The organism is Vibrio sp. T20, assembly GCF_007858795.1.
In the GTDB taxonomy this organism is placed as follows: domain Bacteria; phylum Pseudomonadota; class Gammaproteobacteria; order Enterobacterales; family Vibrionaceae; genus Vibrio; species Vibrio satsumensis.
On record NZ_VFEB01000091.1, the window covers coordinates 412,634 to 434,619 of the forward strand.

General features: G+C 45.1%; 16 protein-coding genes. 7 read left to right on the forward strand and 9 right to left on the reverse strand.

Annotation, left to right across the window (positions count from 1 at the left end; genetic code table 11):
- Nucleotides 1-2: 2 nt before the first annotated feature.
- The 7 genes from FTW16_RS11405 to FTW16_RS11435 form a co-directional block, all read right to left on the reverse strand.
- The gene (locus FTW16_RS11405) at nucleotides 3-1,685 is read right to left on the reverse strand and encodes an LruC domain-containing protein (protein ID WP_146491147.1); all 1,683 of its coding nucleotides are present in this window, start codon (nucleotides 1,683-1,685) and stop codon (nucleotides 3-5) included.
- Between the two features lie 208 nt (nucleotides 1,686-1,893).
- Nucleotides 1,894-3,078: a M24 family metallopeptidase gene (locus FTW16_RS11410; RefSeq protein ID WP_146491148.1), complete on the reverse strand. Its 1,185-nt coding sequence runs from the start codon at nucleotides 3,076-3,078 to the stop codon at nucleotides 1,894-1,896.
- Nucleotides 3,079-3,115: 37 nt separating this feature from the next.
- On the reverse strand, nucleotides 3,116-4,459 hold the full coding sequence (locus FTW16_RS11415) for a TRAP transporter large permease (protein ID WP_146491149.1): 1,344 nt from the start codon (nucleotides 4,457-4,459) through the stop codon (nucleotides 3,116-3,118).
- Nucleotides 4,456-4,998 (reverse strand): TRAP transporter small permease, encoded by a 543-nt coding sequence (locus tag FTW16_RS11420; RefSeq protein WP_017111213.1) that lies wholly within the window; start codon nucleotides 4,996-4,998, stop codon nucleotides 4,456-4,458. The genes FTW16_RS11415 and FTW16_RS11420 overlap by 4 nt, the downstream gene beginning before the upstream one ends.
- Before the next feature lie 121 nt (nucleotides 4,999-5,119).
- Nucleotides 5,120-6,163: a TRAP transporter substrate-binding protein DctP gene (gene dctP, locus FTW16_RS11425; protein WP_146491150.1), complete on the reverse strand. Its 1,044-nt coding sequence runs from the start codon at nucleotides 6,161-6,163 to the stop codon at nucleotides 5,120-5,122.
- Between the two features lie 171 nt (nucleotides 6,164-6,334).
- Nucleotides 6,335-7,546, reverse strand: a complete 1,212-nt coding sequence (locus FTW16_RS11430) for a M20 aminoacylase family protein (RefSeq protein WP_146491151.1) — start codon at nucleotides 7,544-7,546, stop codon at nucleotides 6,335-6,337.
- Nucleotides 7,547-7,647: 101 nt separating this feature from the next.
- Nucleotides 7,648-8,442, reverse strand: coding sequence for an Asp/Glu racemase (locus FTW16_RS11435; protein WP_146491152.1), 795 nt, complete (start codon nucleotides 8,440-8,442; stop codon nucleotides 7,648-7,650).
- 295 nt (nucleotides 8,443-8,737) lie between these two features.
- On the opposite strand from FTW16_RS11435, the gene FTW16_RS11440 reads away from it, so the two are divergent.
- Nucleotides 8,738-9,229, forward strand: a complete 492-nt coding sequence (locus FTW16_RS11440; protein WP_146491153.1) for an Lrp/AsnC family transcriptional regulator — start codon at nucleotides 8,738-8,740, stop codon at nucleotides 9,227-9,229.
- A gap of 153 nt (nucleotides 9,230-9,382) precedes the next feature.
- Here the strand turns inward: FTW16_RS11440 and FTW16_RS11445 are convergent, their stop codons facing one another.
- Together FTW16_RS11445 and FTW16_RS11450 are read right to left on the reverse strand one after the other, a co-directional pair.
- On the reverse strand, nucleotides 9,383-10,582 hold the full coding sequence (locus FTW16_RS11445) for a diaminopropionate ammonia-lyase (RefSeq protein WP_146491154.1): 1,200 nt from the start codon (nucleotides 10,580-10,582) through the stop codon (nucleotides 9,383-9,385).
- 315 nt (nucleotides 10,583-10,897) lie between these two features.
- A complete protein-coding gene (locus FTW16_RS11450) occupies nucleotides 10,898-11,992 on the reverse strand; it encodes an alpha/beta hydrolase (protein WP_146491155.1) in 1,095 nt (364 codons plus the stop codon).
- A 279-nt stretch (nucleotides 11,993-12,271) separates the two neighbouring features.
- Here FTW16_RS11450 and FTW16_RS11455 point away from each other — a divergent pair, with 279 nt between their 5' ends.
- From FTW16_RS11455 to FTW16_RS11480, 6 genes are all read left to right on the forward strand, one after another.
- The gene (locus FTW16_RS11455) at nucleotides 12,272-12,976 is read left to right on the forward strand and encodes a response regulator (protein ID WP_146491156.1); all 705 of its coding nucleotides are present in this window, start codon (nucleotides 12,272-12,274) and stop codon (nucleotides 12,974-12,976) included.
- Nucleotides 12,977-13,013: 37 nt separating this feature from the next.
- Entirely contained in the window at nucleotides 13,014-14,333 is a 1,320-nt protein-coding gene (locus tag FTW16_RS11460; protein ID WP_146491157.1) for a sensor histidine kinase, read from the forward strand.
- Between the two features lie 91 nt (nucleotides 14,334-14,424).
- The gene (locus FTW16_RS11465) at nucleotides 14,425-14,700 is read left to right on the forward strand and encodes a hypothetical protein (protein ID WP_146491158.1); all 276 of its coding nucleotides are present in this window, start codon (nucleotides 14,425-14,427) and stop codon (nucleotides 14,698-14,700) included.
- A 562-nt stretch (nucleotides 14,701-15,262) separates the two neighbouring features.
- The gene (locus FTW16_RS11470; protein WP_146491159.1) at nucleotides 15,263-17,647 is read left to right on the forward strand and encodes a M4 family metallopeptidase; all 2,385 of its coding nucleotides are present in this window, start codon (nucleotides 15,263-15,265) and stop codon (nucleotides 17,645-17,647) included.
- A gap of 143 nt (nucleotides 17,648-17,790) precedes the next feature.
- The gene (locus FTW16_RS11475) at nucleotides 17,791-19,347 is read left to right on the forward strand and encodes a M28 family metallopeptidase (protein ID WP_146491160.1); all 1,557 of its coding nucleotides are present in this window, start codon (nucleotides 17,791-17,793) and stop codon (nucleotides 19,345-19,347) included.
- Between the two features lie 692 nt (nucleotides 19,348-20,039).
- The gene (locus tag FTW16_RS11480) at nucleotides 20,040-21,932 is read left to right on the forward strand and encodes a methyl-accepting chemotaxis protein (protein WP_146491161.1); all 1,893 of its coding nucleotides are present in this window, start codon (nucleotides 20,040-20,042) and stop codon (nucleotides 21,930-21,932) included.
- Nucleotides 21,933-21,986: the final 54 nt, after the last annotated feature.

Here is a 21,986-nt window from a genome sequence, read left to right on the forward strand (position 1 = left end):
TCCTACTCATCCGTCGCTGATATAACTTTGTTGGTGGTTGATGCTTTGTACCATTCACCCTCAGTCTCACCGCTGCTGGTTACCCATGTAGGGAATGATGTATACGCATCACTGATATCAACCAGTTCTACAGGGTGATCCCATTCGTCACGAATATTAATAACCCATGGCATGTTGTTGCTGGTTTTGAAGGACTCAGAACCTGAAGAGCTATCATCATGGCTGTTGAATAAGGTGTTATTCATGTCACTGGTACCAGAAAATGTTTTGAGGTGAGTTTGCCAAGTCATGCCCGGTGGCGTTCCAACAAAGTCACCGTGATAAATTCCGTCAGCGGCAAAAATGAATGAATCATAAGGCGGATAACCGATGTCATCACGAGACACAGGAGTCGTAAACTCCACATACAACTGATAGTTGAGAACATCAGCATTTTGCTGATCAGAACACGCACTTTGGGTTCGGTAGAAAACGCAGCTTTCTGAAAGTTCTCCTAGGTTATCGAGGTCCGCCCTTAGATCCTCAGATACCATCAGAATCGTCTCACTGTCCCCTTCCTTGAGAATAGTATGAGCAACCGCCACACCATTTCGAGTCAAGGTTGTAGATGCCACATTGGCAGGCAGGACGTTCGGTAGCTTAACGGCATAGCCATTAGAGTAGCCTGCTCCCATGGCTTGGAGTGTGTAGTCTACGGTCAAATTTTTAAGTGCTCGCTGTCCATTGAGCTGCTCCGTGACTTGATAACGCCAAACCACATCATTGAAGTCGTAGTCACCTTTTAGTGGCCAGTTATCCTCAAAAGCAATCGTTGCGTAGCTATTGGAACTTGGGTAGACAGTTGTCACTGTCACATCTTCATTGTTCTCTTGAACAAGCACCTCATATTTTGAGTCTGTTGTGCCATCTTCATTGACCCCATCAACAGCAGAAAACGGGGTAACATCAACCGTGAAGATCAAATCATTGAAATCATTGTCTCCGCTCGGTCGATAGATATCCTCAAAACCAAGCACTAGAAACTCATTCTCTGTATCAAGAAAAGCGACATTGTGTCTTCTATTTTCAATGGTCGCTTCTGGATTTATCGCAGGATAGCTGTAAAAAGGCGTTCCCCAACCTCCAAGCCAAGAAATGTTGTTATAAGACCCCTCCCAACCCCACCCATTAGAAATGATGAAAAAGGCTAATGTTTGACCCGCCGTAAGTTGGACACTTAGGTCAATGGAGTCACCTTCTTGCATTTCCCCTACGTCAGCAACGGACGTATTTGGAAACACCACTATGTGTGCGTTGATATCGTCTTTAGTTGCTGGAGGGTTGTTGGTATCAAAAACGAAGTAACCAAGGGTGTTGCGGTAACCAGCCCCTTCATTCAAGAAAGTGATTGTTGCTGTGGCATACTCCGCACCATTGAGTTCATCGTCAATATCAATACTTGAATAACGCTCCGGTGCAATAAAGGCACTGTTCACAGTAGTACCCTCTGGCAACATCGAATAGACATTAGTTAAAACGTCTTGAGGAAGTGACTCCGCGATCGAGTAAGTATTATTGGGTTTACCTTTGGCCGAATAGTTGGACGCATCCGCTCCAGACTCAAACGTTAAGTCCGCAGTGGTCAACGCCAACGCAACACATGGCATCAAGCAACTAGGCAGTATGACTGAATTCCAATTTCTCATTATGTTCCCTCTTCACTAGCCTTAAACGTGTAAAGAGATAAGGAGCAAAGATGGTGCCGGAAATTAATCTATTATTTAACAGTGTGTTAGAGTTTAAGTTTTCGTTTTTCTCATTTTGAGAATGAAGTTGATTTGAAAAAGGCCGCAGATTTATTCGCGACCTTAATTTTAGTGTGGGGGGTGAGACTAGAAAGCAATGAGTACCCGATTATTGAGTAATAATCGGCATCGATTGCCAGGCTCTTTGATGCAGTATCTCACAGCCAGATTCTGTGATAACAATGTTTTCCTCGTGCACCATCATGCGGTTCTTCGCAAATGCCATGCCCGGCTCAAGGGTTAACACCATTCCGGGTTTTAATATCACATCACCGTTAGGCACATGTGATGGCCACTCGGTTAGCTGCATACCCAGACCATGTCCCATGCGACCCACATCGTTGCCGAGTGCACCGTTCTTTTCGAGCACCGACCACATGGCTTGCCACACGTCTCCGGTTGTTCGTCCCGGTTCAGCAATCGCTAACCCTGCTTCTGTCGACTGATACACCGCGTCATAAGCCGCTATTGTATCTGGCTGCGCATATCCAAACGCATAGTTCCGGTCAAAGTCACTGAAGTAGCCATCAAAGTTAGCACCCGTATCGATGATCAAAACATCTCCTTCAGAAAGCACACGATCGGTTGGTCCCATGATGATGTTGTCATAACCACCTTGGCCGGATGCCGAGATCAGATAAGGACATGCATCAGCGCCCAAGCGTAGCATTTCCAAATGCATGGCTTTACACGCCTGTCGCTCTGTCATACCTATTGCTAAATTTTGGCGAAGATACTCAAAACCCGCCGCCGTGACTTGGCACGCAAAGCGCACTTTATCGATTTCTGCTTGAGACTTAACACTGCGCAGATCGCGAATCATCAGCGATACATCCACCACACTATGTTGGCTTAGTTTCTGCTGTAACAATGCATAGTTAATGGCTGGCATACGCAGATGTGTTTCTGGGCCGACCATCGAACCGATTCGACGAGATCCTCTCGATACTTCAGACAACGTAGCCGCTAGCAAAGAGATACCGTCGTCTTCTGGCCTTGGTGATGGCCAACTGCGCACGTCGTCAATCCATGTATCATCAAAGCCAGCGACACCAATCTCTGGCACCACAGCGATAGGCTTGCCAACCGCAGGCACCACCAAAAACCAAGGTCGAGTTGGACTTTCCCAGAACTGCGATTTAAAGCCACTGAAATAGCGAAACTCAGGTTCGGTCGTAAAAAACGCAGCATCGATGTTTTGAGCACGTAGACGTTGTTGTAACTCGACAGTACGTTGCTCTAGTTCTGCTGATTCAAACCCTCTCTGCGGAGGTGTTAACGGCAATATACTCATATCTCGATCCTTGATTGAATTAGGGTAACTCGGCGAATTAATTGAATAAAACATCTCTTGGTAACAGAGCGATACTTGGGAAGAAAATCAGCAAAGCAGACATCAATATCAAGATGAGGAAAAACGGCAGTGTTCCGCGGATAACTTCCATATAAGGACGTTCGAAAATCGCAATCGCGGTGAAGATGTCACAACCGAATGGAGGCGTGGCCGACCCAATCGCCATTTGTAGCGTCACCATCACGCCGACCAAGATTGGGTCGATGCCCGCTGCATCAACAATCGGCATGAAAATCGGCGTCAAGATAAGAAGAACCACCAATGAATCCACGAACATACAACCGACAAAGAAAGTCAGTGCGATAACAAACAGTATGAATTCAGGCGAAGCGTCTTCTAGATTGAGAGGAGCTAACAACTCTTGAGGGATTTGCTCAAACGAGATGTACCAAGAAAACGCCTGACCGACACCCACCAGCACAAACACAACCGCCGTAATCAAGCCGGTATTTAACGCTGCATCACAGATGTCTTTTACGCCAAGTTTGCGATAAAAAATGCACTCAACGATGATTGCATACAACACGGCAAATGAGGCTGCTTCGGTAGGTGTGACTACGCCAGAATAAATACCACCGATGATCAAAGCAGGGAAACCAAGAGGAAGAATCGCTTTCTTGATCGCTTCAATACGTTCTGCTGTGTTGGCTTTTTCAACCAAAGTGATGGTGTCGCTGTGTTTCACGCTGTAGGCATAGCTGTACAAAGAGAACAGGCTCGCGAGTACTAAACCTGGGCCAATACCAGCAATAAACAACTCCCCTACACTGGCGTTGGCTAAGGTTCCGTAAAGAATCAAACCGATACTCGGTGGGATAAGAAACGCGATATCACTGGCATTGATGATCAGCGCCATCACAAAGCTGTCTTTGTAGCCTGCTTGCAGCAACTTCGGACGCATGATCTGGCCAACCGACACCACGGTCGCTTGGGTCGAACCGGAAACAGAACCAAATAAAGTACAGCTGATACACGTCGTAATCGGTAACCCACCACGCAGATGCCCGACAAACGCTTGGATTAAACCAAGTAAGTTATAGGCCGTGTGTCCACGCGTCATGATATCGGCTGCCAAGATAAACATGGGTACCGCAATCAATGCGTTCGGCGAAATGCCCGTGACCATCTGCTGAATCAGTACTCCCGGCTCAACCTGAGAGAAATGAATCAAGCCAATTAAGGCCCCAACCGCTAACGGTACAATCATCGGGAAGCTCAAAAACAGCAAAATCACCATCACAGAAACAAGAGTAAATGTGATGACATAAATATCTAATTCGCCCGCAATAATGTCCGAGAAAAACTGTGCAACATCGCTCATTCGAACTCACCTACTTTTGTGTTTCTATTTTCAATCACGTCAAATGACACGTAGATCTCTTTGTGCAGTAAGTTCATCAAGAAACTCATGCTGTATTGCAATCCGGCAATGAAAAAACCAATTGGAATGATCGCGTATACCCAATACACAGGGAACTGTAAGGCTGGACTTAACCGATTGATGTCTTTGAGCTCTTTGACATAGAAGAACGCATGGTAAGTGAGATAAAACATCAACATGGCGGTAAGTAGCGCAATGATGGTTGTGAGAACTTTTTGAGCTTTCGTGCTCAGTGAATCGTAGACTGCGGTCATACGAATATTTCGACCTTGGCGCACCGCGTAAGCGAAGCCAATAAAGGTGACAGAGACAATCAAAAACTGATTGAGCTCTTCTGAGAAAAATAGGCTTTTATTGAAGGCGTAACGACCAATCGCATTGGCAGTAGAGTTGATCATCATCGCGAGAATAGCGGTCATGATCAGAAAGCGCTCAAGCTTTTCTGTCGCGACACTTATTTTATGTAGCAGTTCTTTCATAGCAGGCAGTGCTCCATACTTCGTTCAGTGACACGAGTCCATTGCCACAATTTGGAGAAGGTGGGGATAAGCTACCCGCCGCCAATGAACAGTGGATAGCATTCATCCTTACTAACGCTTTTTATTGCGTTGCTGAAGCAGCCTTCACTTCACCTAGGATTTCTTCGAGAATGTTTTTCGCACCCTCACGAGCTTCACTCTGCTGACCTGCTGGGTAGGCATTTGCCACTACGTCATAGTAGGTGGTGTGCAGTTTTTGGCTGAGTGTTTTAAAACGCTCACGCTCTTCATCCGTCAACACAATCACTTGCATGTTTGGACGCTCTTTCAGGATCTTGTCCATGTTCTCTTTGTTGATGCGAATCTGGTAGTCATAAGCAGCTTGGTCTGCGGCTTTGATCGCTTTGTCGACCATCGCTTGCTTCTCCTCTGACAAACCGTTGTACCATTTGCTGTTGGTTGAAACGGTGCTCACATAAGGTTGCTGACCTGGGAACATCAAGTAGTCTTGAACTTCATGCCACTTCGCGTTGTAGATGAAGTAGATAGGGTTAACCATGCTATCGATAGTCTTAAGTTGCAGTGAACCGTACACTTCACCCCAAGAAAGAGGAGTAGGTGTTGCACCAAACGCTTTGTAGGTTTCAACAGGAATGGTTGAAGTGAAAGTACGGATTTTCTGGTTAGCAAAGTCCTCAGGTGTACGGATAGGTTTGTTACCACCCCACACCATTTCGCCTTCCGACATCATCGACAACAGCTTTAGGTTTACGCTCTCAAACTTGGGTGCCAGCTTGTTGTAGATGGTTGGGCTTTCCGTTAAGACCTTATGCGTGATCGCTTCGTTAGTACCCAGAACATACGGTAAGCTCACCGCTTGTACCTCAGGAACATAAGACCCTAAGTGACCCGCGCCTACAGACACAAATTGAATGGTGCCTTTAGCAGCCAGTTCTACGATGTCGTTCTCTGTACCCAATTGTCCGTAGTAATAGATTCGAACACGGATGTCGCCATCAGATTCCTTCTTAATCACTTCCGCAAATTTTTGCGCATAGATGTCTTGAACGTCTGTTTTGTCCTCTTCTGAAGCAAACTTCCATGTTTCGGCATGAACGCCAAAAACCATGCTCAAACTTAGCAGTGCTACGCCTAATCGTTTCATCCTGTCTTTCCTTTTATTATCCTAATTTCACGCTGATGACTTTGGTCAATTCACGCGCTTCAGTATTGGCTGTATCGACAATAAACTCCGTTTAAAGTCGGCCATCTTGCAGTGCCAAATGCGTCACTGCTGAATCTTTTTCTCTACTTGTTACTTATCATTGAGCCGTTTCTAAATTGATCTTGCTAAACGGTCGTTCACCAACTGAATCCAGTAGCTCGCACCGAGCTTTAAGATGCCGTCGTTAAAGTCGTATTTTGGGTTATGCAATGCGCAGCCACCGACCGATTCCGTGCCATTACCCAGCAGCACATAGCAGCCCGGCTTAACGCGCAACATGCTTGAGAAATCTTCCGAAATTGTCAGTGGATCGCAGGTGTCATTAACGTTCTCGACACCAAGCACCTTCTGCGCGGCGGCAACCGAATATTGGGTTTGTAGCTCACTGTTGATGGTTGGGTAGAAGGTATTAATAAACTCAAATTCGTAGGTCGCACCTGCAGCCTGACAAATGCCCGCCACGATTCGCTCCATACTTTGCTTGATTCGGTCGAGAGAAGATTCAGTAAAACAACGGCAATCTCCCTTAATAATCACTTGAGTCGGGATGACGTTAACCGTGCCGTCTGTAATAAACTCGGTCGCAGAGACTACAGCCGTATCGTGGATCGCACTAAGATTGCGAGAGACGATGGTTTGCAGGCCAAGGATTACTTGCGAGCCAACGACTAGAGGATCGACCCCTTGATGCGGCAGAGCGGCATGCCCACCCACACCGTTGATCGTGATCTCAAAGCTGCTCTCACTGGCCATTAATGATCCAGGACGAACCATCAATTCACCTTCCGCTAAACCGGGAAAGTTATGCACGCCATACACTTCATCAATCGAGAATCGCTCAAACAAGCCATCATCAATCATCGCTTGCGCGCCACAGCCATGCTCTTCATCGGGTTGAAAAATGAAATACACCGTGCCATCGAAGGTTGGGTTCCCTGCCAATAGGTTTTCGGCTAAATAACTTGCTGCGCCAAGCAGCATTGCAGAGTGTCCATCGTGGCCACAAGCGTGCATCTTTCCATCGTGTTGTGAGCAATGTGCGAAGCTGTTTTGTTCATGAATATGCAGAGCATCCATATCAGCTCTTAGGCCAATACTCGCTTCACTTGATCCTGAACGAAGTATCCCTACCAATCCCGTTTTGCCAATATTGCGCACCACTTCGATACCAAAACTGTGTAACTTGTCGGCGATAAAATCGGAGGTCAGGTTTACGTCAAAGCCGCACTCAGGAAAGCGGTGTAAGTGTTGACGCCATCCCGTCATGCTTTGAATAAGCTGCGAAGACAGTTGGTCTGGTTTTATCAAGAAAGTAGACGACATAGTAGTGATCCCAAAGTGTAATTCTTTGTATTAACGTGAAATGTAGAGTTAGCTTGGCTGCTGAATGTAAACGTGAAGCGAGCAGCCTTAATCAAAGGTCGTTACAACGACTGCGACCTTCGGCAATTATCTGAGGATGGCTTAAGATGGTGCTCTAGTAGTGCACCAAAGCCTTTAATGGGTATGGGGTAGTTCATCAACTGAAGTGAGTGCCAAGCCAGCACCTGATTGCTGCTCACAACAGGTTTATCTAATTCCGCTTCAATGGATTCGATGACTGATGCAGCACGTAATGCAGTACAAGAGATAAACAGTAAATCGGCATTCGGATCACAGACTTCAATCGCGGCTTGTTTAATGTCCTGTGGTGAAATGAACGTCATCGCGGTGTCATCTTCAAAGCCGAAGCCAGCAATGCTCAACACCTCAATGCCTTGCGACTCAAAAAATGCGGCCACGTCTTGATTCACAGCTTCGGTATAAGGCGTTAATACCGAGATGCGCTTAGCTTTAAAGCTGTCGAAAGCCGCTAAGGCAGCGGTCACAGGATTCGTTACCGCAGCGTTTGGGCGAGACTGATGAATGAGCTGGGTAATTCGCTCACTTCCGATCGCCACCGTGCCAGAGGTACATGCATAAATCACAACATCCAACTCTGTGCCCGGTAAGATAGTATCGGCACAATCGGCAATTCCCGGCTCCATTCTACGTAAATTATCTATGGTCAAAGGATTGTAATTTCGAACACGGCTAGTAAAAGATTGCACATCACTTGGGTACAGTTGGGCGAGATCTCGCTCAATATTAAAGTCGGTTGCTAACGCGATCACACCGACGCGTCCTGCTGGTGCTAATGCTTCTAATTCAGACTGTAAAGTAGCGATTCCAGATCTCATACTTACCGATTCCTTGAACTCATTAAGTGTTAATAAAATGTGCACTCACAACTAACATCTTTGCCAATTGACTCTTTACATTTTGTTTACAAGGTTAATAATGCCCCGATAAGTTTAAGGATTATCATCAAATAACGTCTTTATTGTGCAGAAATTCCGCATTTTTATTACGTTATAGTGATTTTTTGTTCTCCCTGGTAGCTCACGCATTGCTAAGGAAAAATACCTTAATCTTGATCACACAATGACCTAAAAGTAACAATTCACTTACAAGCAAATATTGGGAAGCGTTGGTATGGCACAGCAACCGGAAATGACGGTCGACAGTTTTGACAGAAAGATCCTCAACATCGTACAAGACTCAAATCGAGCAACTTCGGACAACATCGCAGAAAAAGTAGGTCTCTCTCCCGCGGCCGTTCAACGGCGTTTAAAACGCATGCGAACTCAAGGAGTCATTCAAGCGGATGTCTCGGTCATCAATCCAAAAGCGGTGGGTCACGGAATGACTTTTATCGTCCAAGTGACCTTGGAGCGTGAACGCGTTGATTTGATGCATAACTTCAAAAAAGAGATGAGTGCCAATCGATCTGTACAGCAGTGCTATTACGTGACGGGCAGTTCTGACTTTATCTTGATCGTCACTGCGGCAGATATGGAGGGGTACGACAACTTTACTCGTGAAGCCTTCTTCGATAATGCCAATATCAAGAGCTTTCAAACCAATGTGGTGATGGATAACGTTAAGGTAGGGCTGACAATTCCAATTGATGACCGGATCGATTAGCAAACAAGGCGTGTCGTAAAAGGAAGTCAAAAAGAGAGTAAAAAAAGACGGTATGAAGAAACCTTACATACCGCCAACCTTGGGGCTTACTTTATTATTTGTGGTTCTCGATTAGCTATTAACTATTAACTGCTAACTATGTACTTTTCGATATTAGATTTTATTGTCGATGATCTGTTGGTAGAGATCCGGGTCGGTTGCCCCTTCAGTACCAATCACTAGCACTCGACTGTCTTCCGTTAAATTCAATTTTTCAGCGAAGTTCGGGGCTTGCTTAGCGATGATCGCTGCAGCAAAACCTGGGACTGCAGATTCCCCCCCTTCTATTGCCACTTCCGTTTGTTCGCCACTTGCCAACATGCGCATCGCTTGCGGAATAGCTTCTTCGCTCAACGTCATGAAATCATCAGCGCCGTTTTGTAGAATCGTCCACGCCAAGCTTGAAACCTCACCACATGCGAGTCCTGCCATCAGCGTCTCTAGGTCGCCCGTAACCACAATCGGTTTTCCAGCTTGAGCACTCTTCTGTAAGCAGTTGGCTTGTTCTGGTTCTACAATTACAAAGCGTGGACGATCAACGCCCCACAGATCCCAGAAGTAGCCGCAAACTGCTGAAGCTAGACCACCCACTCCCCCTTGTACAAAGACATGGGTTGGGATTTCACCATCGAGTTGCTCGACAATTTCAGCCAACATCACGGTGTAGCCCAAAGCAACGTCTTTAGGGATTTCCATGTAGCCTTCGTAAGAGGTGTCCGAAACGATCACGCGATTTTGCGCTTTAGCTTCTGAGTCGGCCAAACGAACAGATTCATCGTAGTTACCGGTAATGCGTACCACTTCTGCACCGAACGCTTCCATGGCTTGCTTGCGGCCTTCCGATACGTCACGGTGAATGTAGATAACACAACCACAACCAAACATTTGTGCGCCCCATGCGACGGAGCGACCATGGTTTCCGTCTGTTGCACAGCTGACAACGATTTCAGCCACTTCTGATTTCCACTCCCCGTTGAGCAGCTCACTGATGGCCGGGGTCTTCCCATAGCGATTGGCGATCTCAATCTGAAGCTGACGGGCAACAGCATACGCGCCGCCCAGTGCTTTAAAACTCTTTAGGCCAAAACGCTGCGATTCATCTTTATACCAAAACTTGTTTACGCCGATCTCAGCAGAAATACGATTCAATTCATGCAAGGGAGTGACGGAATAACCCGGCCATTGTGAAATATCCTTAATTGCCTGCTCAGAACTCGCAACACTCAGAATATCAAGTTGCTCACTTGAGTACTCCAATTCAGGGTGTGCTTGAGGGTTAGCATAGTGTGTCAGAGTGCCTGCCAGTAACTGCATAAATGATCGTCCTTATTAGTCATTCACATTGCTCCTTACATCACCAAGCATAATCGTCTTCGGCTTGTAAGGCTTGCGGATATTAAAGTTTATCGGCATCAAAGTGCTGTGATTGTGCTTTCTAAAAACCAAATCTGCAGAAATTAGTTGTTACTTAGCGAATAAATGCGGTTTTTACTCACATTCATGATCTCACGTTGAATTCATGAGCATTACAAGCGGTACCGCCTTCAATTCCAAAACAAAAAAGGCTGGTGATGACAAAGCACAACCAACCTTTCAACATACACACCTAATTTTTAATGCGAGTCAAAGCTACTCAATACGAGTGATGAAACCGTATCTATCTGAATCGGCCTTAGTCACCCAGTGTTCACCAGAGGCAGGAGCTGAATCTAAAGTGAAGATATAAAAATCGATTCCTTTGTCTCCCATCACCTTTTTAAAGTAGGTCGCTTGCTTACGATGGCTTTCATTGGTGTATGGGAATTCTTTGGCTTTTTTATCACCCTCAGCCCAACTGTGCACACCAACCTGCTTATTAAGCTCAATAGCTTTGGTGGTATCAGCGCGTTGCAAAACTCGTGGATTACCCGCTGCGAACAGATCCGTGCCGCCAGAGAACACCGAGCCTGTTGGGGTAACCACCGTCGTCATATGGTTGTTGTTGATCACCCGCCCGGTGTACATATTGATATCGTCGTCAGCGCTGCCACCGATATGGTTAGTGAACTTCAATGTCATCTCACTGCCTTGATACAATTTCACGATATCAAAAAGCTGAGAATAGGTTGATGCCCCCAGAGTAGACCGAATTCGATCAACAGCACCTGTCTCGTTCAGCACATCGCGGTAAAAAGCGTTGAAAGCAAACGATGTGGTAATGGTTACCTTGTTGCCAGTTTTGGTGTTACTCAAAACCGTAGACCCGAGACTAGTCACGTATTGCGACAGCTCGTTTTGGTATTCAAGCTCAACTGCAAGCTTTCTATTGCCCGTTGTCGTTTGGATTAACGTTGTATCATTACTAATTGAACGTAGAGCCGTACCACAATCAAATGAATCAAAATAATTACCCTCGCTGTAAATTGCACAGTCATCGACTCCTGCATCTGGAAAGTACAGGTCAACGCTTTGGCCTAAGCGATCTACAAGCCTAACTACTTTTTGCTTATCACTAATATCTTCAGCAAACTGAATTTTTTCATACTGAACACCATCATAAGTAAGCTTCATTGCTTCTTGGAGCTCTTGTCGCTCTTGATACAACTCACCAAGCTTAGCCGATGAAAATACGTAATCAGCTTTAGGCTTCGTTTGCGCCTTGGTGTCAGCCTTGCTTGAGCTTGAATTACAGCCAGCTAAAAAAATCAAAGGTAACGCCAGTAATGCCTTTCGATAGTCGTTCATAAAATCATTCCCATAATGTTTTGATGGAAGTGATTCTATTATTTAAACCCGCAAGCATCTGTCCTGTGAATGTATGAGAGTGTAATTCTTTTTGAACGTTGTTTTTTATTTTCCCTAAAAGTCAAAATCATCATTGAACTGACGTAGAAAGTGTTTAATCATTCACGTTAGGTATTTTTCGTGAAGCGTTTAAATTTAATATGCGATATCGACTTGCATAAGATGAGAATCGCTCACGTCATCTCGATAAGTGAAATGCATGATAAGGCTGGGAGTGGAATGACAAAACCTAAAATGATCATCGTGGAAGACGATTTAAAACTTCAGAAAATGTTGCAGGATTACTTTGTCACGCAAGATTTTGATGTCTCCACGTTAGATGATGGCGGTGATGCCGCACATACTATCCTATCTGAGCAACCTGATATCGTACTCTTAGATCTAATGCTTCCTGTAAGTGACGGACTTACAATCTGCCGACAGACGCGTACACACTACAAAGGTAAAATCCTGATGCTCACCGCTAGTGATGACGACTTCGATCATGTCGCTGGTCTAGAGACAGGGGCTGATGACTATGTCACCAAGCCAATCAAACCAAGAGTTCTGCTGGCAAGAGTTCGTTCACTATTACGTCGCCAAGATACCAATACTGCTTCAGCCGACGGTTCAGACAACCTACAGTTTGATAAACTGGTCCTGAAAAACACCTATAAGAAATGCGAACTTTCGGGTGAGGTTTTGTCACTCACAGACAGTGAGTTTGACCTACTTTGGTTATTGGCAAGCAACCCCGATACTCCACTATCACGTGACTACTTGACGAAAACGCTGCGTGGTATTGAGTACGACGGAATCGACCGAACAATTGATAACAAGGTGGTACGTCTAAGAAAAATATTGGGCGACGACCATGCGCCAGCAGAGAAAATTCAGACGATTCGCGGAAAAGGCTACTTATTTGTTTCCACCGCCTGGCATTAAACCTCGCTCAATACGAGCGTAATGAAAGAGAGTGATTATGCGACGTATCTATTTGGAGTCCCTACTAGGGCTATTGATTTGTTTTATTAGCGGTATTGTCGCCTACGAAATTTGTGTTTATCAACTCAATACCGACTACGAATATGTACTGCAAGATTATGAAGCAACAGCCCACCAACAACTGATAGAAAACATCGCCAAGAATCAAGGCCTTGAAGCGGCTCATCAAGCGATAAACCAGTTTGTAGAGACCACACGAAATAAACTGGTTACGTTCAGCCCTGAAGATGAAATTCCAGGCCCCGTTTCTAAGTTTTTCAGTACCAACCCAAGTACCTTTATCTTTCATGATGAAGAGCGAGATCTTTGGTTTCGCTTAGCAAACAGTGATAACACCTATCACTACCTGCCCAACAGTGAAGCATTCGTTAGGCAAAAAATCGAGTTAGAAGATGACCTCATTTGGTTGTTCTTTTTAGCGAGCTTTATCTTATATGGTTTATGCCATGTACTGATCATCTTCCGCCGAGTAAAAAAACTGGAATCAGCCACTCTGAGTTTTGCAGAAGGGGATCTCTCCTCGCGAGCTGAGACTTCAAGTGGCATTGCGATCGGTTCACTGAACAAATCCTTCAACCTAATGGCCGACCGAATTCATCGCTTAATTGAAAGCAATCGCTCACTCACTAATGCTGTCGCTCATGAACTGCGCACGCCAATATTTCGTATTCAGTGGCAAGCTGAAATGTTGAAAGACACCCTGCTAAACGAAGAGCAAGAAAGTACGATTGAGAGTATTGTCGAAGACACTGAAGAGATGGAAAAGATGGTTGATGAGCTATTGTATTACGCCAAACTTGACAGCTGTGACCTAGAAAACTTGCAACAACCATTAGAGATAAGAGACCTTCTCGACCACGCTATGGCGCGCTGGAACAAAGATACAGAGCTCGACATAAACCTATCACTGCCAGAGCAACCTTATGAAATTCTTGCGGATGAAATACTGCTGAACCGCGCCCTAGATAACCTCGTCCGTAACGCCATGAAATTCGCACGCTCTCAAGTGTTGATTGAAGCCAGCGCGCATCAAGAACAACTACAGATTGCAGTACATGATGATGGTGATGGTGTGGCTCAAGAACATCAAGCGCGCCTATTTGAACCCTTTTACGTTGGCGACAAAGCGCGCAATAAAGCTAAGAGCGGCCATGGTTTAGGGCTCTCTATCGTCGATAAGATCTGCGCTCAACACGGCGCTACCGTGGAAGTAGGTCAAAGCCAAACCTTAAATGGTGCAGTATTCACTATAACCATTCAGCTATGTAATGATTCAGATGACAAACCCATACAGTAACGACAAAACACCTCTGGAATAATGTTCAACATCGGCCGGGAGATGCTGTCTCCCTATGAACCTAAACTCCAACCATTCTTAAGGTGTGTTTATGAAAAAGTTATTAGTTATTTTGGGTATTGTCTCTCTTGCTGGTTGTTCAGGTATTAGCCACAACGATGAAGTTTACACAGCGCACGCTGAGAGCTTCAACATTGTCGGTTTCCAAGTTCCAGGTAACACACAAGATCGTGCAATGGAATTAGTACCTGAAGGCGCTACGGTTGAGACTATTCACTCAACAAACTCTGATACGAGCTCTGTTCTGGGTATCATCAACCGTATTATCGGTATCGACTACGTTCAAGTTGGCGGTAAGAAGCAGTAATTCGCTTTAGTTACAAACCATAGTTAAGTGTCTTCGTTACGTACCTTATCAATAGCCTGTACAAACTAAGTTAATCTAAGCCAGTGACCCGTCGCTGGCTTTTTTCATCCAGCAGATTTTGTGCTCTGTGCCAAAGAAGTGCCCAATTCCCCTTCACTCTTGTAACTAACAATTCGAAAAATAAGCCTAAAAATCTTCAAACTCTTATCAAAACTGCCCTTAAATTCGCTTAATAACCTTCAGGTTAAAATGATACTTTCAAATCGTTGATCCTTCTATCAGCTCGGAACACCTTAACTGAGGCACAGATCAATTTACTCGAAAATCTTAATTTCCATAAAAAAATAACACTTAATAAAAGTGTCATGATTTTATAAATAAAACCTATGAGTGCGTTCAAAAATAAACAGAAACGATAACTATCTGTAAATACGAGAAATATAAGTTTCATGAATAAAAGAGATCATTGCCATGCTACTAATTAATCGGATCGAATGATGTAAATTCGTTGTGATAATTTTGTTATTTTTTCATGGATTTTACATGGAAAGAGAAAATAACAATGAAAATGAAAAAGCGTTTAGTTGCCGTTGCTATAGCGAGTGCTATGTCTTTATCAGTGCATGCAAGTGAATCCGTTAACATCGATCAACCGATCAACTTTACTAGCTTTTCTGGGTTGAACACTCAGTTAGGTGTCAGTAACGCCTCTAGCTTTAAGATGGTGAAGGAAGTTAACCTCAAAAAGCGTGGTATCTACAAAGTTAAGATCCAGCAGAACATCTGGGGAACACCCGTTTGGGGGCATTACCTAAACGCCACTCAAAGTGTACAAGGTGGCGCACTTAAATCCGTTCAAGGCAGTTACCTCAAAACAACAACCCTTGAGCGTTCTTTTGTTAAGCCATCCATCAACAGCGCTCAAGCGATTGAACTGGCGAGTAAAGATCTTAAGACTCAAGGCTTAACCAGCAAATCTCTAGACAACGTACAACATGAGCTGTTTATTTATCAGGGCACCTCTAACCAAGGAGCCGATAAACAAGGCATTGGCAAACAAGGTGCAGATAAAACACGCCTAGTCTACGTTATCTCTTATCTCGTTGAAGGCAGTGAACAGCCGACCCGACCGTTCACCATGCTAGACGCGCACACAGGCGAAGTCATCGACCGCTGGGAAGGTATTGCCCACGCTCAGATCGGTACAGGCCCTGGCGGTAACGAAAAAACAGGCATGTACGAATACGGCACCGACTACCACTACCTTGATGTTCAAGAAGTGGGCACAGAGTGTGTGATGGAATCGGAAAACGTGGTCACGGTTGACCTGAATGGTGCAACAGACGGCGACACCACTTACAGCTATGAATGTCCTCGCAACGAACACAAAGCCGTGAATGGCGCATTCTCACCACTCAACGATGCCCACTACTTCGGTAACATCGTGTTCGACATGTATAAAAATTGGTTCGACACAGCACCACTCTCCTTCAAACTCATGATGCGTGTCCACTACGGTAACAACTACGAGAATGCATTTTGGGACGGCAGAGCCATGACCTTTGGTGATGGTGAAAGCTTCTTCTACCCACTTGTAAGCCTGGATGTATCAGCGCACGAAGTAAGCCACGGTTTCACAGAGCAAAACTCAGGTTTGATCTACGCAAACCAATCGGGCGGCATGAACGAGGCTTTCTCTGACATGGCTGGTGAAGCGGCTGAATACTACATGAAGGGCACCAACGACTGGATGGTAGGACGCAATATCTTCAAAGGCGAAGGCGCTCTACGTTACATGGACGATCCATCACGCGATGGCTCTTCAATCAACAACGCATCTGAATACTACGATGGCTTGAACGTGCACTACAGCTCGGGTGTATTCAACAAAGCGTTCTACCACCTAGCAACCACGCAAGGTTGGGACACCAAGAAAGCGTTCGAACTGTTCGTGCTAGCCAACCAAATCTACTGGTCTGAAAACAGTGATTTCTGGCAGGGCGCTTGTGGCGTGAAGAACTCAGCAACCGACCTTGGTTACAGTGCCGATGACGTTGTTTCTGCGTTCAACTTAGTGGGCGTATCACCTTGTGGCGAGCCACCACTTCCGCCAGAACCGGAATACCAACGTCTTGAAAATGGTGTTGAAGCTGCAGTTGCTGGTGAAACAGGCTCAAAAACTTACTTCGATATCGAAGTACCAGAAGGCCAAGACAAGCTGACGATTGATCTTGCTGTTTCTACGGGTGACCCAGATATGTATGTCGGCCTAGATTACGCACCAAGCCCTCAAGACAACATCTGTAAGAGTGAAAGCGTGACTGACGAAGTGTGTGTGATTGAGAACCCAACCTCAGGTCGCTACACAGTGAACATTCTAGGCTACTCAGATTACGCAGGTGCAAACCTAAAAGCATCGTACGAATCAGGCAACGCTAACGTACCGCCAATTTCTTCTTTCGAGCATACGGTTGTAGGCAAAGAAGTAGAGCTGCGCAGCACAAGTTCGGATAGCGATGGCCAAATCGTTTCTTACCAATGGAACCTAGGCGATGGCAATACGCAAACAGGTGAAGTGACTAGTTATACCTATGCTGAAGCTGGCGACTACGTGGTTACCCTAACCGTGACTGACGATGCAGGTGTTGCGACATCAACAAGCAAGTCGATCACGATTGAAGGTGATTCAGCGGAAGGCTTCCCACTAAAACTGAAGTTTGGTAACAAAAACCCGAACGGCAAGGCACGCGTTAAGCTGGCGTGGGATTACGACACCAACGACTACTTCGTGATTAAGCGTAACGGCAAGAATGTTGGTGCGACAGACTTCAACTCATACGTCGACAAGTTCCGTCACAACGGCACAGTAGATGTGGAGTACCAAGTATGTACCTCAAGCGATATCTGTTCAGAAACCAAGCACTACCGTTTCATTAAAGCACAGTAATCAATAGCAAATTCAGGGCTCCGAAAGGGGCCCTTTTCTCTATTGTATGTTTAGCGCATGAAACATCTACACAAAAACATCCACGCATTACACAAAAATCACACCCATTAACATAACAATACTCACCATAAAAAGGACGACAAATGGCTATTCAAAAAAGCATGCTAACTTTGGCTGTACTCGGAGGTTCTCTAGCCTTAATCAACAGTACTTCGGCTTACGCATCCCTAGGCATCACACCACCAGCGAACGAAGAGGTTTGGATCACCACCGATGCTGACGCACAGCATATAATGACTCAGCATGGCGCAACGGTTTACCCAAGCGTGACGGGAAACAAGCATTCCATCGTCGCGAAAATCAACCAGGAAGAGCTCGCGAAACTATCCAGCCACATGCACGAAGAGACTCACCGTTGTGGTGGCTACATGGTGCACGAAGACAAAGCTAGCGCACTCAAAGCCGCAGCGATGCCACTGACAATGAGCAGCTTCGAAAAGCCGGTGATCAGCCATCAAGACACAGTGAACGACCTACTCGCACAGGTCGAACCGAACAACATGGTCACAACCATTGAGAATCTAACCAACTTCACCAACCGTTTTTATACTACTTCTACTGGTGTCGCTGCTTCAGATTGGCTTTTAGAGCGTTGGGAAACCGAGATTAAAGATGTGCCGTATGCGTCTGCACGCCAAATCACGCATGCCGAATATCCGCAGAAATCCGTTGAAGTGACACTGCTTGGCGCTAAATATCCTGAAGAGATCGTCGTTGTTGGCGGACACCTTGATTCGACCGTTGGATCTTGGACAAGCGAAGGCACCATCTCACCGGGAGCCGATGATGATGCGTCTGGCATTGCAACGGTAACAGAGTCGCTTCGCCTGATGATCGCCAGCGGTATTCAGCCAGACAAAACTATCAAATTCTACGGCTATGCTGCGGAAGAAGTGGGGCTGCGCGGTTCACAAGATGTCGCCAATGCATTAAGGGATAAGCAAGCTAACGTTGTGTCAGTACTGCAATTAGACATGACCAACTACAACGGTTCAGCGCACGATATCACCTTCATCACAGACTATACCGACAGTAACTTAACCGCCTACTTGAGCGAGCTGATCGACACTTACGCTAGTGAGATCAGTTACGGTTTCGATGATTGTGGCTATGCCTGTTCTGACCACGCCTCTTGGCACAATGTTGGCTACCCAGCTGCCATGCCATTCGAGAGCATGTTTAACGACTACAATCCAAGTATTCATACAGAGCACGACACGCTTGAGAACTCCGATCCAACCGCGACACATGCGACCAAGTTCGCCAAACTGGCCATTGCTTACCTTGTCGAAACCAGCCTTGATTCGCCCGTTGCAGGGCCAACAGAGCTTCAATATGACGTCCCTGTAGAAGGGCTATCCGCTGGTTACGGTGAAGAGCAATTCTTTACCGTAACAACAGAGTACTCTGGTCAGTTAACCGTAACCATGACAGGCCCTCGTAGTGGCGATGCCGACCTTTACGTGAAACATAATGGTACCGTATCGAAAGCAAGCTACGATTGCCGCCCATACCAGAACAGCAGCAACGAACAATGTGTATTGAACAAACCTGCGGGTGAATTCAGTATCATGGTGCGCGGCTACCGTAACTTTAACGATGTCACCATCGTCGCTAACTTTGTGCCGGATTGGCTGTAACTAATCACTAGGTTTACTCGGCCAACCAATTGGCTAACCACTTAGGCAAAAAACATAACGCAGCTGACTGGCTGCGTTTTTTGTCAGTGGCAACATAGATGTAGATGAAAATAGTTACTTCACCAAAAACTAATTAAGCATCCCAGAATATAAATAAAAAGTTATATTTTAATTAAGTAATTTGACCACCTTACCACAATACACCCACCTTATATTCAATTCTATAAATAACCAACACGAATAATAAAGCGTTCACTTAATTAGTTAATGCTTATTCTATTACTCTCTAACCACGAGAACATAATACCCGCCACCTAAGTCTCTAAATAATTTAAATATAATTACACAAACTTTCATTTAATGATTTATTTAAAGTAAGCCAACGCTATATACCTATTATAAATAAGGGTAAAACCAAGAAGCGAACTCAAGACAACAACGAAATAACCAATACAAACAACAAGTAAGACCAGTTCAATTACGAGACACCGGTCCAATTAAAATAAGCACTCCATACACCAAATAAATAGGACCTCAATGCATTTAATAAATATTGCATATATTAACTAGATGTATATTATCTATAAATAATCCAGAGTTATATGCGCATTTTATAAGTGTTATATTATTTACATTCAGGAATAACCCTGAATTATAAAAATAATCAAACACTGCTTATATTGGAACTAGTTATGAGTGCTAAACTAAAAATCATTCTTTCTATTATGGGGCTGACTGTCATTTTAATCATGGCGACAAGTTTCTTAAGCTGGAAGAACTTCGAAACATCATCGACCATAAGTTACAAAAAACAGTTAGGGTACAAGTCTCAACTTATCGCAGACACTATTGGACAGAAAATCAATCGTTACTTTGATGTTCTAACTTTGGTAAGCAATGAACTTTCGTTCACTGAGGATGGTCAAGTCGATACTTTGCGTGCAGTCAAAACACTCCAAAGCGCAATGCACTCAACAAATGTCATCAACGTCTACTTTTCATTAGCAGACGGAACCTCTTACTCATCAAAAACCAATGGCATCATCGAAAACTTTAATGCCAAAACCAAACAACGTGAATGGTTTTTGAAAGGTATGAGCGGCCAAGACAAGATCATTACTCGCCCTTATCTAGCGACAACAGGTGATCAAGTGATGTCCCTCGCCATGCCGATCTACAAACAAGGCAAAATTGTGGGTGTTGTCGCGCTTAACATCTTGGTTGAAGATCTCAGCAAGTTCACACAACACCTCACCACGAACAACAAGATCTTTGTCACTCGTGAAGATGGTTTTATCTTGGCTGCACAAAGCTCATCCGTGGTAGGCAAAAACATCTTCAACGAAATTCCATCTTTCAAAAATCGAGATACCTCTCGTGAAGAAAGCTTTGAATATGTTTATCAAAACACTGAGTTCTTGGCATCAGCCGCTAACATTAAAGACCTTGGTTGGAGTGTATGGGCATGGGACAAAGAGTCTAGCGTCAATCAAGACTCACAAGATAACCTTACTGAAACGCTGATCACCTCTTTGACGCTATTGCTTATTTGCGCAGGCTGCGTGTACTACGTTGTCGAAGTATTGGTTTACCGCCCATTAGGGGGAGAGCCAAGCGAGATAGAAGCAACGGTTGCCAAGGTAGCTTCAGGTGATTTTACTGCGATTAACCAGCAACAAGGGAAAGCGATTGGTATTAATGCTGCAGTTAACGATATGGTCAATGAGCTGAGCACCACGATCGACATGATTCGTAGTTCATCAAACGACCTGTTTAAGTTTGCAGAAGGTATCACGACCGCCGCAGACAGTGTGAATTCGAGTTCCGCTTCCCAAATGGAGCAATTAGAACAAACCTCAACGGCAATGAATGAAATGTCGGTCGCCGTCGATGAAGTTGCACAGAACGCTCACCGAGCTTCAGAAGCTGCGATGCAAGCTGCTCAAGAGGCACAATCGGGCAACCAAACCTTCGATACTGTGAGTATCAGTATTGTGAACCTTTCACGCGGTATTGAGGAAGTCTCAGATGTCATTAATACCGTTGGCGAAAAAACCTCGAGTATCGGCACCGTACTGGATGTCATCAAGGATATTGCTGACCAAACCAACCTACTCGCGCTTAATGCTGCGATTGAAGCTGCACGTGCAGGTGAACAAGGGCGAGGCTTTGCCGTTGTCGCTGATGAGGTTCGTAATCTCGCAAACCGCACTCAACAAAGTACCAACCAGATTCAAGAAGTTATCGTCTCACTTCAGCACGAAGCCAATAACTCAATGGAAATGATGCTGACTAACCGAGAAGCTTCAGACCTCACAATGCAAAATGCGAAAAAAGCCCAGGCATCACTCCACGAAATATCGAATTCAATCACCGTTATTGAAGATATGAATACTCAGATAGCCACTGCGACGGAAGAGCAAACCCTTGTCGCAGGCGAAATCAACCAGAGTATCGTTGACGTCAATGACAAAGCCCGTGAGACACACAGCTTGTCTGCATCGAACCAAGAGAAAGCGTCGGAGCTTATTGCACTGTCTGAGAAGCTCACGCAAGCAGTCAGTACCTTTAAGCTAAACAGTTAACCTCAACAAGATTCAATAAAGACTGATTAGGGGAAACGGCTCCCCTAATCACAA